Consider the following 16,264-nt stretch of genomic DNA (forward strand, 5'->3'; position numbering starts at 1 on the left):
GCTCATCAATGTACTGACAAATTCTCTCAAATAAACTTCGAGTAATTTAAACCAATCAATCAATGATAATATTTCGATCAATCAATCAGTAAAAATCCACACAAGTTGTTCTTCATATTCTCTTAATGATCTTCTCAATGCTTCGTCAGCATCAAGCTAGGTCGGCTATACTACTCTCTATCTCTAAAAAGTCAATCAATAATGTTAATTATTTTTTCTAACAAACCCAACTCTAATCTCATCTTAAAATCTCAATTCGAAATCTTAACAAATTAATCAAGTGCCTGATTTATCAGAAGTTTTATTTAACATCACCGCCGATGGATGTGCATTCTACAGCATTCCCTAACCAACACAACCCCTTTTTTTAAACTTTTTTATCGGATGTGCGTTTTTTCCTCAAAATCAGCATTTTTTTATGCTTTTTATCTATTTTTTAAGCATTTTTCATTATTTTTTTCATATTAAAGTTATTTTTATGCTTTGTTTTCCACTCTCGAATCACAAAATCTAAGCATTATTCAACTGAATTAGGATTCAAAAAGAAAAACCGCATCAATTTGATGCGGTAAATCCTATACTTTGTGCACTTTTATATTTTGCAGTCATTTCATCTGTTAAATGCTGCAGAATAGAATCCACATTTTCAAAAGGATGAAAACAGGACTGTCGTACAATCACCGCAAAGTCTCCAGCACTTAAACGATCTAAAGATTGCAGTTTTACTTTTATATCAGCTTCATGAACATCAAGTTTGAGTTGTGTACAGACATTTTCCAATAAAGCCAAACGCTGTGCATAATTTAAAAAATCAAAATGCATTTTAAAATCGAAACGGCGTAACGCAGCTTGATCAAGTTCATCAAAGCGATTGGTTGTCGCCACCACGATGCCATTAAAGCTTTCCATTTGAACCAAAAACTCATTTACCTGCGAAACTTCCCAAGAGCGGGTTGCTTGGCAGCGATCTTGTAATAAACCATCTACTTCATCCAGCAATAAAATTGCCTGTAAGTCTTCGGCTTCATGAAACGCTTTAGCAAGGTTCTGTTCTGTTTCACCAACCCAAGCAGAAATTAAGTCTGAACCACGCTTAATCAGTAAAGGTCGATTGATGGTTTCAGATAACCATCGTGCAAATGCAGTTTTACCTGTTCCAGATGCTCCGTATAAACATAAACGGCCAAAACCATGTTGCTGGATACCTGATGCGATCTCCGCAAGATTCGCCTTACAATTGATATAGTTCAGATCATAGAACTTGGGCAACGCATTACTATCTTGCAATTTAATGCCTTGATGACCCTGTGCTTTTAAAGTATTGGACACCAATTTGGTCATGCTTTCCTGTACCACTAAATGCGCATTGTGCATTTGAGCCGCTTTGGCAACACGATAACTACGGCGTAAAATTGCTGGAGATAATTGCTCAACATTGGCCAAGGCTTCCTGATACAAAGGATTAAGTTCTTGACCACAATGTTGTTCGATAAAGCTTCTGCGTTGCTTTTTAGGTGGCACTTTAATTTCAAGCACCATATCAAAACGGCGTATAAACGCAGGATCAAGTTGATCAGAATTAGACACCCAAATCGTTGGTGTACGATTTTGCTCTAAAATACGATTGACCCAAGCCTTACGACTTTGCGCAGTGCTTTTCATCCCCACACCATTTTCGGTGTCATTAAACACATCCTCAACTTCATCAAACATCAATAAAGCAGATTGACTGTCGAAAATGCACTGCGCTGCACGATACGCACATAAACGCCCTGTGGCTGAAATTGCATCACCATCTTCATCTTCACAGGAGATTTCAAAAAGTTGCACCTCCATTTCATCTGCAAGGGTCTTACACAGTTGTGTCTTTCCTGTGCCTGAACTGCCATAAAGGAAGATATTTACCCCCTGTTGCTTACTCATTTTGACTTGCTTTAAGTAAGCTAGGAGTAAAGTCAATTCAGTGTGTAAATGAGGATAATCCTCTAAGGTTAATTCAGCAGGCTGACTTTTATTAATGGTTCCAACAAACAGATCCATCACATCATTGGTTTTCACCAATAACTTATCGGCCAATTGGTTTGACACCAGATTCAATTTCCCACGTAAATAATTACGATAGTGTTGTTGAACACTGATTAAGCCACTGCGATGTAAACGCCCTTGTACAGACAAAGCCTGCCGAATTGCTTCATAAGGTAAATCTAAAACCACAGCCAAAGCACGTATGGTTTTAGACGCAGTCAATTCACCGATGGTATCCGCAATATCATCTAGAAGTTGTTCACTGTTTAACATCACGATAAAACCTAAAATCGTGCTTTCAACAGCATTTAAATCCAGTAATTGCTGTATTAACTTTAGGTTATATTGCAACTCAGCATTGAACTGAAAATTATCTAATAAATTTTGCTGTTGGCTATTTTTATGCAAATGGTTGAGTTCCTGATAAGCAGCTTGCTCATCGAACTTATCTGCAAGTAATGCTTCAGAAAAACCTAACTTTTTTGCAATCCATTGATGACTAAAGCAATGATCAGAAATAAATTCTTTTGCACCACCTAACTCGACCAAAAATCGAAAAGCCCAAAGTTTTACAATCGGAGAAATTTCAGCAAAATCCGCTACGTCAACCTGATGCATATTTTGTGCAAAAGGTTGATTAATATATTCGTTCATATATTCACTTTTTTCTTTTCATGACTAAGGCTAAACTTTTTTCAATTTGCATTTTCTGCAAGCAAAGTCATCCCTCAGAACATGTATATTCTTTAAAATAAGGTTTATTTTCGTTTAATTTAAACGATTAAAAATGTATAGGGTCTATTTAAAGCCCAAAATGAGAAATACGTTAAACAACATGATTTTTCTCCCGAATATTGAATTTAACAGCTGATTCAAATCACATTTTAAGCACCCTGCTTAAAACGATGGGTTCAATCAAGATATTATGGTTATCCTGCAACCAGTCAGTGGTTGTAAACAATCTTGTCAAAAGGCAACGTTACAAGATCAAATTGAGGCAAGTGAAAAGAAAATTAGCTTTGTCATTGTGATTATTTAAGCCATCGTGGCTAAATTTTGGCTCATTTTAAAGTTAAGCATGGATTTTTGCAATTATTTATTCATCACCGACATAGGATTTTGTCAGTTTTCATCAACGACCCAACGAAAAAAATCCCGCCGAAGCGGGATTTTGATTGTCTGTTTCAGTTTATTTTGCTTTATCGATAAATAGCTGGGTACTGTATTCAACCGTTGCTAATTTATTAATTTTCTTTTGACCTGTCTGACCAGCCAAACCTTGGGCATATTTGAGGAAAGCCTCAGCATAGTCTAAGCCAACATTCACACGGCGCTCACCAGTAATGGTTTTCAAGGTGGTATAGTAGTCACCACCATTGGCAAGAAAATCAATCGTGATCGCTTTGTAAGTCTTATTGAGATCAAGATTTTCATATTGCCCAGATGCATTACGTACTTGTATTTGGTTAAGACGCTGGCCTTTGTCTTTGGTAAAGTCAACATTCCAACGCATACCACCGGTATATGGGTAGCTACCCGTATTATTCTGGGCAATCACACCATCTATTGCATCCTCTAAGGTAGCTTTAACTTCAGCACCCGTCAAATCTAAACGCAACAATGTATTCTTGAACGGTAAGACATTATAAATTTTACCAACTGTCACATCCCCTAAAGCAACATCTTCACGGACACCACCACCATTTTGGAATGAGATATCAGCGCCAAAGAAGGTCTTTCCTTGTTGTAAAAACGCTTCAGCAATAATTTGTTGAATATCTCCACCATGTTGATCGACATGGGTATTCTTATTACAGATATCGCCGAGTGTTGAACGATTTACATCACGTTGTGTACCAGGGACTCGACGTGAACAGAGATTATCTGTGGCTTGACCTACGATTTCCTGAGCAAATTTTTTCTTTTGTTCCTGATACGGTTTTAAAACATCCAAGGTCTTTTGTAGAGGTGCTACAACAGTAAATGGAACCTGATCTGTTTTAAATTGCGTCAGTATTGCTTGTTTTTCTGTTTCGGTGACTGCTTTTGCGTCTTTGGCGGTACGGGTAAAGTTATTGCCAATAAGTACATGTGGTGTCCCACTACAGCTTTCGACATTCCCGTTTTTGTCAAACTTCACATTTAAATCACCCACGATATAACTGTACTGCCAAGCTTGCGCAACGCAGACCAATTGACCATCTTTGTTTCTCAGCTGTGTTGGATAAGCACCTTCTGGCGTCATGCCATATTTTTTAAGACTGTCAGGGCCCAACAAGGTATGTGAATCGCCCCCAATAATCACATCAACATCGGTAAGTGATTTTGCCAACTGTTGGTCTAAGTCGTATCCCACATGAGTTTGAAGAATAATATTTTTAATGCCTTGCGCTTTATATTGATTAATTTCTTTTTGCGCTGTTTCAATTTCATCTGCAAACAATGTATCAGCATTCGGTTGCGAAGAGTTTTTGGTTTTCTTGGCAACCGTTAAACCAATGATTGCAAATTTCACCCCCTCTTTTTCAAACACTTGTGACTTCAAAATGCGGTTGGTTTTATACAGTGGTGATGATGCACCAAAACTGACATTGGCCGTTAAAATTTGGGTTTTGTCTTTACAAGAACTTTGATCCAAGAAACCAATAAATTTCTTTAATCCATCATCTTTAGAATCAAACTCATGGTTACCCGGCGTAAATGTATCAAAACAAACGGTGTTCATTGCATCTGCGTCTGCTTTCCCATCCGTTAAGTTATAGTACAAATCGCCAGTGATCGCATCACCTGCATGTATTTTTAAAGCATTTTTCTTTTCTACTGCAAGTTGGTTAATTAAGCTGGCAACACGTGCAAATCCACCGCTTACAACACTAAACTCTTCATCCCCTGTCCCCACATTGCTTTTAAATTTAATGCTTTCTTCATCTAAATGTGAATGATGGTCATTAATATGCAAGATATTCAGTTCTAAAGCTTTTGCCTCAACTGGTTTTTCAGTATTTGAATGATCATTATCATCATTACAGGCAACCAACAGCGTAGACAGCACACTCAGCAAAATGATTTGCTTTTTATTATTAATCAACATGATATTTCCAACAAGCAATAAATATTTATGGCCTAGTATGTTGATCATTTGTTTAATTTTGATGAATAATTAAACATTATTGCTCAGCAACAAGGTTTCATCAGAGCTTGAATATTCAAATTGTTTTGTGAACACCGACAAACACAGCATACCGATACTTTGAACAACAGCTCTCTTTATGATTTTTCTTTAATGTATTTTTTAAATATTGAAGTTTCAAAAAGTTGTATTCAAATTTAGTCATTTTAAAAATAAAAAACCAATCAAATTTGATTGGTTTTTACGACAAGTTAAATCTTAATCTGCTTGATAAAAAGGTTTATCACCCATCAAAGTGGCTCGATTCATAACACGGTGCTGAGGACGGTAATCATCAACGGCATAGTGGAAGGTACAACGATTATCCCAAAATGCCACATCATTGGCCTGCCACGACCAACGCACTACAAACTCTGGTTTCTGAATATGTTCAAACAACATTTTCAAAACAGCATCGCTTTCTTTGGCTTCGAGTTCATTGATTCGTGTGGTAAACCCTTCACTCACAAATAAAGCTTTACGACCTGTGACAGGATGAGTGCGAATCACAGGGTGGCTAATCGGAGGATGTTTTTTCTTAGCCTGTTCTAGCTTTTCTAATTCGGCAGGATCACCACCAAAACGATCTACTGGAAATGAACGTGCAATATCATGTGTTGCAGTTAAACCAGATAACATCGCTTGCATCGGCTTGGATAATGCTTCAAACGCCGCTGTTCCACTTGACCAAAGTGTATCTCCACCCCATGCTGGGACTTTTTTTGCACTTAAAATTGCGCCCATTGCTGGTGCTTCAAGAAAAGTCACATCGGTATGCCACAATGCATTATCCCGTAAATCATTTAATTCCGTATCTAAAACCATGATTTCGGGTTGTTCGGGAATATTGGGGTAAATTGGGTGGATGTGTAACTGACCAAATTGACGCGCCAAAGCTGCATGTTGCTGTGCAGTCATCGGCTGATTTCTAAAAAAGATCACCTGATGTTTCAATAAAGCTGCTTCAATCAAAGCCTTTTGTTCAGGTGTTAAAGGCTGATTGAAATTCACACCTTCAATCAGCGCACCAATCGTTGGATTTAATGGGGTAACTTTAAAAATATTTGAAACAACAGCGTTCATTTCTTCCTCGATCATCTCACGATATATTAAAATGTTAAAACTAAATATGGCGATATGCTATCGAACAGTGTAGCGAAAATAACTTACTGAGATTGCTTATCCCAAGGGACCAATTTTCTTTGCAAACGACGTAAACCAATTTCCAGAATAAAGGCAATCACAGCGATAATTAAAATCCCGACAATCACCACATCTGTGGCCAAAAGCTGTGAAGATGATTGCACCATAAAGCCCAAACCTTCAGAAGCACCAACCAACTCTGCTGCCACCAAAGTCGACCATCCCACCCCAAGACCAATACGGATACCAGTTAAAATGCTCGGTAAAGAACTTGGTAAAACCACATGTTTAATAATTTGCATTGGGCTTGCACCCAAAGACTGTGCAGCACGAATTTTGGCTTGGTCGACTGAACGGACACCAGTTGCTGTTGCGATAACAATTGGTGCAAAAATTGCCAGATAGATCAGTAGCACCTTGGACAATTCACCTATACCACACCAAATTACAATCAAGGGTAAATACGCCAACGGCGGAATCGGACGATAAAACTCAATGATGGGATCTAAAATACCCCGCACAATTTTATTGCGACCAATCGCAATCCCCACTGGAATCGCAGTGATAACCGCAGCAATCAACGCCGTGCCGATACGACCCAAACTTGCGCCAATATGACTCCACAAGCTAATACTCATATAGCCATTGCTGAACAAATCATTGAAACGCTGCAACACGGCGGTTGGTGATGGTAAGAATAAAGCATCAATCCAACCTAAAGTGGTGACCAGCCACCAAATTGCAATCAAAGTAATGATCGTGATACTACTGATCAAAGTAATATTGACTTCACGTGGAACCTTCACCGCCACAGTCTGAGATTCAACTGTACGAGGGATCAATTTAGGGTCTAATTGTGCTGTCATTACTCCACCTTTTCCACTTGAGCTTGGTCGCTCTGAGCAACATGGTATTGATCCTGATTATTTTGAATGAATACACAACTCAACACATGCTCTCGCATTTCAATAAACTTGGGATCTGATTTAATACTTCGTGCTGGCTCGCCATTGGCATAGCGTTTAGCAAAATCCAACTCCAGCTTTTCCACAATTCGCCCAGGATTTGGTGCAAGAATAATCAGATCTGTTGCCAGAAAAACAGCTTCTTCAATGTCATGGGTAATTAAGAAAGTAGGTTTGGACGTACTCTTCCAAACATCTAATAATAAGCACTGCATTTGTTCACGAATAAAGGCATCCAAAGCACCAAAAGGCTCATCCATCAATAATATTTTAGGGTCAGAAGCCAAAGCACGTGCTAAACCAACCCGTTGACGCTGCCCGCCTGAAAGTTCCCAGATATGGCGTTGACCAAAGCCTTCTAAATTCACCAATTTAAGCAATGCTTGTGCACGGTTTTGACGTGTTTTTTTATCAACCCCTGCAAGCTCTAAACCAAAAGCAATATTATCTTCTACATTTTGCCAAGGCAATAAAACATCATCTTGGAACACCACACCACGGTCTCGGCTAGGTGCAATGATTGCTTCACCATCCAGTTTTAAAGTGCCTGCTTGTGGCTGACTAAATCCAGCAATCAAATTTAATAAGGTTGTTTTACCACTGCCTGAAGCACCTAATGCAACCATCAGTTGCTCAGAGCCCAGCTGAAATGACACATCTTTCAGTACCGGTTGTTCAGCACCCGGATACTGTGCTTGTACATGTTCTACAGTCAATACAGCCATGATGAATACTTCCGATCTCTATTTCGATGTTTGAATAAAACGCGTGTTAATAAACTGTTGATAATTTGGAGAAACCTTTCTCACCAAACCTTGTGCTTTTAAAAAGTTCACTGAGTTGACAATATTTTGTGTGGTCCGCCCACCAAGGTATTGAGTGCTTAACTGCGCCTGACGATCTGGATAGGCGGCACCAGCAAGAAGCGCTGGCACATCTTGAGCATCTACGCCGGTAATTTTGGCAATTTTTTGCACTTCAGCTGAATTGGCCGTCCAACGACTTTTATTCTGGTTATAAGATTGGTAATAGTTCAGTGTCACTGTAGAAAACTTTGTTAAGACCTCAGGATGCTTCTGTGCAAAATCTTTACGTGCTACCCAAACTTCAAATGTAGGCGAACCCCATTGCCCAACCTGCCCTGCATCCGTCATAACCTTGCCAGTTTTCTTAATATTGGCAAGTGCAGGTGACCAGACAAAAGCTGCATCTATATCGCCTCTGCGCCATGCTGCATTAATTTCAGCTGGTTTTAGGTTCAACAACCGTATTTGATTGGTTTTAATATTCCAATGCTGCAAAGCCCCCAATAAACTGTAATGGGAAGTCGAAGCAAATGGGGTGGCCACCTTTTTCCCAATCAAGTCCTGAGGACTATTAATGCCTGAACCATTTCTCACTACTAAGGCTTCCGCACTTTTCAGATCGGTAGAAATTAAAAACACCTCTATGGGCAAATTATTGGCAACAGCTGCCCCTAACGGACTTGAACCAATCAGTGCGATATCTACAGAACCAGAAGCCAATGCAGTTAAAACCTCTGCACCACTATTAAATAAGCGCCAATCCAATTTTTCCCCAATCACTTTGTCATATACACCATCAGCCTGTGCAACTTTGGCAGGTTCTATGTTGGTTTGATAACCAATGACGATAGGGCGAGCATTTGCCAAACCACTATAGCTATATAAGCTTATAGCTGAGCAAAGCAAAATCAGTTGCTGAAATTTCATGATCAATGTATGGACTAGAATAAATAAAAAGAGATGGGAATCAGGTTCATGGTACGGTTTTTTTGTATATTATTAAAAATACGTTTTTTAGATTTACTTATACGTTTTATTGATTAACAAAACTTGAAATCTATTTTATTTTTCTAGATCGATCAAAATTAACAAGATTTTAATGGAGCCACTAAACCCACACCAATAAGCAAAACAATATCACAATAATATCTTGCTAAGATAAACAAATCACATTAATTAAGCTATTCAATGGTTTGTTCATCGGAAATAGAGTAAAAACTCTATTTTTATTCAAATAAAATTACTATATTTAGTATAAATAAAACGCGTTTTAAGTATAAGGATATAACATGAAAAAGGAATTTCTTGCCCTTACTACAATCGTATTATTAGGAATATCAAGCACCTCTCAAGCTAAACAAGAAATCTGTGTTTTTGATTTATTAGGGAAAGCTGGTGAATCCTATAAAATGATGGAAGAGTGGGCACTCGCTGCAAAAACATGGCATAGCGATGTCCAGCTGATTGCTTACCAAAATGAAGAGCTTGCTGATAAAGATTTTAAAAATGGTAAATGTGATGCGGCCTATATCACCACAATGCGTGCACGCCAATACAATAAATTCGCAGGATCAATTGACGCGTTGGGGGGTGTTCCAACCAATGCCATTGCGCTCAAGGCGATTACCTTTGTCTTGGATAAGCGTAATGTAAAACGCTTAAAAACCACGATAGACAATGAAGAAATAGAAATTGGTGGAATCGGTCAAATCGGCCCTGCCTATATCTTTGTAAATGATCGAGCCATCAATACCATTGAAAAAGGTAAAGGCAAGAAATTCGCAGTATTGGCGTATGACAAAGCGCAAATTGCAATGGTTGAACGTGTCGGGGCAATTCCTGTTCCGTCCGATATTTCCAATTTTATTAAGAAGTTTAATACCGGTGAAGTACCGATGGTGGGTGCACCAGCCTATGCCTTTAAACCCTTAGAAATGGAAAAAGGGCTTGGCTCTAAAGGTGCATTAATCAATTTCCCAGTGCTCAATGTCACTGCTGATCTGGTGTTTAGATCTCAGAAATTCCCAGCTACTTTTGGCAATGACTCTAGAACCTGGTTTATTAAGCAGCTTCCTCGTCAATTCAGTATGGTCAAACGTTTAGAAGAAGGCATCCCAGCCAAATATCGTTTGAATTTAAGTAAAGCAGATACTGAAAAATATCAAAAACTGTTACGAGATGGGCGTATGGATTTAACCCGACAAGGTATTTACGATCCGACCATGATGTCAGTACTTAAACGGGCGCGTTGTACTGTAGATCGAACCAACTTTGAATGTTCATTGGCGGGTGAATAAGGTCTGATCAAAATTTCTGCTGTCAAAGCTTACGTATAAATCACGTGAGCTTTAAACTAGATACGGCGCAATTGCTTAGCTTGGTTTTTTGCGCCGATTGCTGTGACACATCTCGCAACGTCCCTGACTACATATCAACTCTGCGTGATAAGGCCGAATCTCGCTTGCAAAGAAACTCTCGAAGAAGTACCTGATAGTCTGGATGTGCAGCTTCTCGCACTGATGCACGTTCAGCCAGCGCCGTGCGCCAAGCTTTTGTCTTGGGTAGATCATCAAAAAAGTGAAAATCACCGAGGCGATCAAATACATCGAAGTAGCGAAATACTGGACCAAATACAGCATCCACTAGGCTGAAGTGTTCTCCAGCAAACCAAGGCCCGTTGACGAGTTCCGCCTCAATCTGTACCAGTTGTGCACGAATCAACTCGGCTTGCACATCCAGTGCCGTATCATTTTTGGCATTGTAGAAGGCGCCAATGCTGTTGAGCATTGATGAACCAAACGCCATCCATGCGCGATGTTGGGCACGGATCAAGGCATCGTTGGGATGTAAACGTGGTGTCAATGTATCTTCTAAATATTCGCAGATCACGGCCGACTCGAAAATCCGCACATCATCGACCAACAGTACGGGTGTCTTGCCCAAAGGTGAGCACGCTTTGAACCAGTCTGGTTTGTTTGCCAAATCTACATCACGACGTTCGAAACAGACTCCTTTCTCCTTGAGCACAATCACAGCACGTTGTACATATGGGCACAGCACATGGCTGACCAAGATAAGATGGGGGCTCATTGTGTGTTCCTCCATTCAACATTACTCAGTAAGAAACAATCACTGCACCACAACACGGCTATCCACTTAATACTTAAATGGATATGTAGCAATGCACTACTATAGAGAGCGCAAGAAGTTGTATTTGCCATAAAAACTTCCAATTTACCAATGCATAGCTTTCATCATATGATTGCAATATCACAATAAAAATAGGCAAATAAGAAAGCAATGATTGCAAAATCGCAATACAAACTAGAAGCTCGTGATCTAGAAATCATTCTGGCTTTGGTACGAACGGCTAATCTTGCGAGAGCTGGTGAACGATTAAACGTCGATGCTTCAACGATTTTTCGTGCAATTCGTCGTATCGAACGTGGCTTAGGGCATCAGTTATTTGAACGCTCACGGGCGGGATATTTACCATCTGAACAAGCACAAGTACTGGCCGAACATGCCGAGCAAGTGGAAACACAGTTAGAGCAAGCCCGTTCCGCCATACAACTCACACCAGAGCAGGTATCCGGTACTGTACGCATCGCCACCACAGATACCCTCCTACATGGTTTGCTCGCGCCCGCACTACACAAACTCGCGAATATTCATCCCTTGTTGGAGTATGAGTTGCATACTGGCAATGAACTGACGAGCCTGACGCGACGTGAAGCCGACATTGCAGTGCGCGCAACCAACAGTCCCCCACTCCATCTCGTAGGCAAACACATCGGTCCAATCCGAATGGCGTTATATGGCAGTAATCGTATCGAGCACGATCAACAAGTTGAGGCTGCTGTCGACTGGATCGTCCCTGACGATGGCTTACCTGAGCATCCTTCGGTAATCTGGCGCAAACGTCATCATCCCAAAGCCGTACTCCGTTATCGCGTTAACAGTATTCTCACAGTCATGGAGTTGGTGGCCGCTGGTATGGGTGTAGGAGTACTGCCGGTATTTCTTACCCAGCAACGCAGAGATCTGATCGCTTTGACCGGCACCCTCGATGAATGCCAGACTGAATTGTGGCTTCTCACACATCCCGAGTCAAAGCATCTACTGCGAGTGTCCACAGTATTTCGGCATCTGAGCAAGACATTGAATCTATAATGCATAGACGTTTCCGACGATATTCGTCTGTTTATTCTGCTCAATGTTGGCGCAGCTAAAAATGGCTTTATTTTATCAACCAAGAACTTATTGTTTGGATTCTAATTTATTTGTCATCGTGCTTAAATTATTGATAAAAAATCAGGCAATGGAGGCATCCATAAATTGCCTGATTTTTTATTTTAAAATTTACTGAGCTGAAGGTTGTTCAACTAAACTTGGGTCATTGGTTGCTTGAGCAGGTTGTGATTGCTGAATCGTCGCATCGCCCTCAACAGCAGTGCCTTGTTGAGTCGGATCTACAGTCGCAGTTTGTGCTGATTGCTGTTGATCTGCAGAACCCATTGGTGCTGATTGGGTTGTTTCAGGTGCTTGGGTTGTTTCACTTGATGTACACGCCGTACTCATGACCGCAACACCAGCCAATAGCATAAAAATAAGACCTGATTTTTTCATCATAAATTCCTTTATCACTCTATCAAAAAACGGCAACACAGGACTGCGTTGTCGTGCTGACTATGATTGCTATTTTTTCTGCAAACTTCGTTGAAGCTTGGTTAGACTTTTAAGGTGTTGCCGTATAAGTTATGCAAAGTTTATTAAATCAATGATTTAGATTGACCTATTTTATTTTTCATTATACTTGTTTCATTTCGCTGGGTTTTTTGATGGTATTCAATGTGGTTAGGCAAAAGTCAGCCTGATAAAAGATATACTTTTACCATAAAAGTTTCGCATTACTTACATTGTTAATGGCTTTTAACAAGACAAAAAAAAGCTTACCCAAGAAGATTGGATAAGCTATGAAAACATTGTTCAAACTAAAAAAAGAAACTACAGCCATAGAATCTATGAAGCATGATAATTAAATTATTGCTTTTTCGCAAAGCCTTATTTTCAATAAGTTTAATCGGTTTTACATATGAATTAAGTATTTTAATCTATTCATTCAATTTTAATTTTTGAATTTACTCATCATTTTTGAGCAATAACCGCATCAATTCCCCATAAATTTAAATTTTTAATCTAAAAAAATAATCATTGATTTGATGATTATTCCAACAAAAATATCTTTAAATTTTGGGATTTATCTCTTAGATCCGCTTTTTTCACTGAATTTCATTAAATAATGTCTAAAACTGCTTGAATTTTAGCGGCTCGCCCACATTTCTTATTCATTAATGAATTAAACGATCATGGCAGTTCAAAAATGAACACAGTGCAAAACTGCTGCCGATAAGGACTGTACATGTTTAAGAACCCATTTAAACGGAGTAAATCAATGGCAACTGAGCAGAATCAAGAAGCCCAAGATATTCAAAACGAGCAAGCCGAACAGCAAACTCAGGCTGAAAATGAACAGGTTGAAGTTACCGTTGAAGCTTTACAGGCTCAAATCAGTCATCTTGAAGAGAGCTTAAAACTCGAAAAAGCACGTACTGCAAATGCAGTTTATGAAGCACAAAAAAGTGTAGAACGTATTCAACGTGATGCTGAAAAGCATAAAGACATCGTGTTAGAAAAGTTTGCGAAAGAATTATTAAATTCTGTCGACAACCTTGAGCGTGCGATTCTCGCAGGTGGTGATGAAGAAACACCTGTACTCGAAGGCGTAAAACTGACCTTGAAATCACTTCTCACCACTTTAGAAAAATTCGGTGTTGTTGAAGCAGACACAACCAATGGTTTTAACGCGGACTTACATCAAGCTGTCGGGATCGACCCAAATGCACAAGCCAACCAAATTGGCACAGTTTTGCAAAAAGGCTACACCTTAAATGGTCGACTACTTCGCCCTGCAATGGTGATGGTTGGTCAATAAGCGTAATAAATAGGAGCTTTTTAAAAATATTTTCATGAATTTTCACAAATCATGACTTGAAAATTTTTGAATGGCTCTCATATCGGATAACAAGAAAATCCCTTTTAACTCCCCTTTGCAAAAAGAGGAAACCAGGGATTCAAAAGAATTTAGAGGAATTTGATTTATGGCTAAAATTATTGGTATTGACTTAGGTACAACGAATTCATGTGTTGCTGTACTTGAAGGCGATAAAGTTAAAGTAATTGAAAATGCTGAAGGTACACGTACAACACCTTCTATCGTTGCATATAAAGATGGCGAAATTCTTGTGGGTCAATCTGCTAAACGTCAAGCAGTAACTAACCCTAAGAATACATTATTCGCAATCAAGCGTTTAATTGGTCGTAAGTATCAAGACCAAGCAGTACAAAAAGATATCGGTATTGCACCATTCAAAATCATCAAAGCTGATAATGGTGATGCTTGGGTTGAAGTAAACGACAAAAAACTTGCACCGCAACAGATCTCTGCAGAAATTTTGAAAAAAATGAAAAAAACTGCGGAAGATTATTTAGGTGAAACAGTAACAGAAGCTGTTATTACAGTTCCTGCTTACTTCAATGATGCACAACGTCAAGCAACAAAAGATGCTGGTCGTATTGCTGGTCTAGAAGTTAAACGTATCATTAACGAACCAACTGCTGCTGCACTTGCGTTCGGTATGGACAAAAAAGAAGGCGACCGTAAAGTTGCTGTATATGACTTAGGTGGTGGTACATTTGACGTATCAATCATTGAAATCGCTGACTTAGATGGCGACCAACAAATCGAAGTATTGTCAACCAATGGTGATACATTCCTTGGTGGTGAAGACTTTGATAATGCATTGATCGACTATTTGGTTGAAGAGTTCAAGAAAGAGCAAAACTTCAACTTGAAACAAGATCCACTTGCATTACAACGTTTAAAAGAAGCAGCTGAAAAAGCTAAAATTGAGCTTTCTTCATCTAATTCGACTGAAATTAACTTGCCATACATCACTGCGGATGCAACTGGTCCTAAACACTTAGTGATGAATGTAACACGTGCCAAACTAGAAGGTTTAGTTGCTGATTTAGTTGCGCGTACAATTGAGCCTTGCCGTATTGCACTTAAAGATGCAGGTCTTTCGACTTCTGACATCTCTGACGTGATCTTGGTTGGTGGTCAATCACGTATGCCAATGGTTCAACAGAAAGTACAAGAGTTCTTCGGTAAAGAACCTCGTAAAGATGTGAACCCGGATGAAGCTGTTGCGATTGGTGCGGCAATTCAAGGTGCGGTATTGTCTGGTGACAAAACTGACGTACTTTTACTTGACGTAACACCATTAACACTTGGTATCGAAACCATGGGTGGCGTATTAACTGCAATTATTGAGAAAAACACCACGATTCCTGCGAAGAAATCTCAAGTGTTCTCTACAGCAGCAGATAACCAACCAGCGGTAGATATTTCAGTTTACCAAGGTGAGCGTAAAATGGCTCAACAAAACAAATTGTTGGGTAACTTCCAATTAGGCGACATTCCACCTGCACCACGTGGTGTGCCACAAATTGAAGTATCGTTCGACATCAATGCTGATGGTATCTTAAAAGTATCAGCAAAAGACAAGAGCACTGGTAAAGAACAATCGATCCAGATCAAAGCAAACTCTGGTTTGTCTGATGCTGAAATCGAAGCAATGATCAAAGATGCTGAAGCAAATGCTGAAGAAGATCGTAAGTTTGAAGAGCTTGCAAAAGCACGTAACGAAGCTGATGCTTTAGTTGCTTCTGCAAACAAAGCTGTGAAAGATCTTGGCGAACAAGTCACTGCTGATGAAAAAACTGCAATTGAAGCAGCAGTTTCTGAGTTAGAAGTGACTGCAAAAGAAAATGATGTTGATGCGATTAAAGCAAAAACTGAAGCTTTACAAAACATCATTATGCCGATCACTCAACGTGCTTATGAAGCAGCTCAAGGTCAAGGCGGCGCTGAAGGCTTCGATCCTAACCAATTCGGTGGTGATGCAGGCCAACAACAGCAAAAAGCTGATGATGGCGTTGTAGATGCTGAATTCACTGAAGTTAAAGATGACAAAAAATAATTTGTCACTTTAATCTTAGAAAACCGCTCAAGAGATTGAGCGGTTTTTTTA

The 16,264-nt window shown here is 39.4% G+C and carries 12 protein-coding genes; 4 read left to right on the forward strand and 8 right to left on the reverse strand.

The window, feature by feature from the left end:
• Positions 1-555: 555 nt before the first annotated feature.
• The 6 genes from ACZ5QH_RS22615 to tauA all read right to left on the reverse strand — a co-directional run bounded on the left by ACZ5QH_RS22615 (position 556) and on the right by tauA (position 9,035).
• The gene (locus ACZ5QH_RS22615; protein WP_303577866.1) at positions 556-2,679 is read right to left on the reverse strand and encodes an AAA family ATPase; all 2,124 of its coding nucleotides are present in this window, start codon (positions 2,677-2,679) and stop codon (positions 556-558) included.
• Positions 2,680-3,214: 535 nt separating this feature from the next.
• Complete coding sequence (locus ACZ5QH_RS22620) at positions 3,215-5,116, reverse strand: 5'-nucleotidase C-terminal domain-containing protein (RefSeq protein ID WP_303577865.1); 1,902 nt, start codon at positions 5,114-5,116, stop codon at positions 3,215-3,217.
• Between the two features lie 297 nt (positions 5,117-5,413).
• Positions 5,414-6,277, reverse strand: coding sequence for a taurine dioxygenase (gene tauD, locus ACZ5QH_RS22625; protein WP_004719027.1), 864 nt, complete (start codon positions 6,275-6,277; stop codon positions 5,414-5,416).
• A gap of 83 nt (positions 6,278-6,360) precedes the next feature.
• On the reverse strand, positions 6,361-7,203 hold the full coding sequence (gene tauC, locus ACZ5QH_RS22630; protein ID WP_004818127.1) for a taurine ABC transporter permease TauC: 843 nt from the start codon (positions 7,201-7,203) through the stop codon (positions 6,361-6,363).
• Positions 7,203-8,027 (reverse strand): taurine ABC transporter ATP-binding subunit, encoded by an 825-nt coding sequence (tauB, locus tag ACZ5QH_RS22635; protein ID WP_303577864.1) that lies wholly within the window; start codon positions 8,025-8,027, stop codon positions 7,203-7,205. Before tauB ends, tauC begins: the two co-directional genes overlap by 1 nt.
• Positions 8,028-8,045: 18 nt before the next feature.
• Positions 8,046-9,035, reverse strand: a complete 990-nt coding sequence (gene tauA / locus ACZ5QH_RS22640; protein WP_004818131.1) for a taurine ABC transporter substrate-binding protein — start codon at positions 9,033-9,035, stop codon at positions 8,046-8,048.
• Between the two features lie 362 nt (positions 9,036-9,397).
• Here tauA and ACZ5QH_RS22645 point away from each other — a divergent pair, with 362 nt between their 5' ends.
• Complete coding sequence (locus ACZ5QH_RS22645) at positions 9,398-10,405, forward strand: putative solute-binding protein (RefSeq protein WP_004818132.1); 1,008 nt, start codon at positions 9,398-9,400, stop codon at positions 10,403-10,405.
• Positions 10,406-10,532: 127 nt separating this feature from the next.
• Here the strand turns inward: ACZ5QH_RS22645 and ACZ5QH_RS22650 are convergent, their stop codons facing one another.
• On the reverse strand, positions 10,533-11,198 hold the full coding sequence (locus ACZ5QH_RS22650; protein WP_303577863.1) for a glutathione S-transferase family protein: 666 nt from the start codon (positions 11,196-11,198) through the stop codon (positions 10,533-10,535).
• Positions 11,199-11,408: 210 nt separating this feature from the next.
• On the opposite strand from ACZ5QH_RS22650, the gene ACZ5QH_RS22655 reads away from it, so the two are divergent.
• A complete protein-coding gene (locus tag ACZ5QH_RS22655) occupies positions 11,409-12,281 on the forward strand; it encodes a LysR family transcriptional regulator (protein WP_303577862.1) in 873 nt (290 codons plus the stop codon).
• Positions 12,282-12,470: 189 nt separating this feature from the next.
• On the opposite strand, the gene ACZ5QH_RS22660 is transcribed toward ACZ5QH_RS22655, so the two are convergent.
• Positions 12,471-12,737 (reverse strand): hypothetical protein, encoded by a 267-nt coding sequence (locus tag ACZ5QH_RS22660; protein WP_004818138.1) that lies wholly within the window; start codon positions 12,735-12,737, stop codon positions 12,471-12,473.
• An 826-nt stretch (positions 12,738-13,563) separates the two neighbouring features.
• On the opposite strand from ACZ5QH_RS22660, the gene grpE reads away from it, so the two are divergent.
• Entirely contained in the window at positions 13,564-14,103 is a 540-nt protein-coding gene (grpE, locus tag ACZ5QH_RS22665) for a nucleotide exchange factor GrpE (protein ID WP_004719014.1), read from the forward strand.
• 166 nt (positions 14,104-14,269) lie between these two features.
• Positions 14,270-16,213, forward strand: a complete 1,944-nt coding sequence (dnaK, locus tag ACZ5QH_RS22670) for a molecular chaperone DnaK (protein WP_004719012.1) — start codon at positions 14,270-14,272, stop codon at positions 16,211-16,213.
• The last annotated feature ends 51 nt before the right edge of the window (positions 16,214-16,264 follow it).

This window comes from Acinetobacter sp. Ac8 (assembly GCF_055392545.1).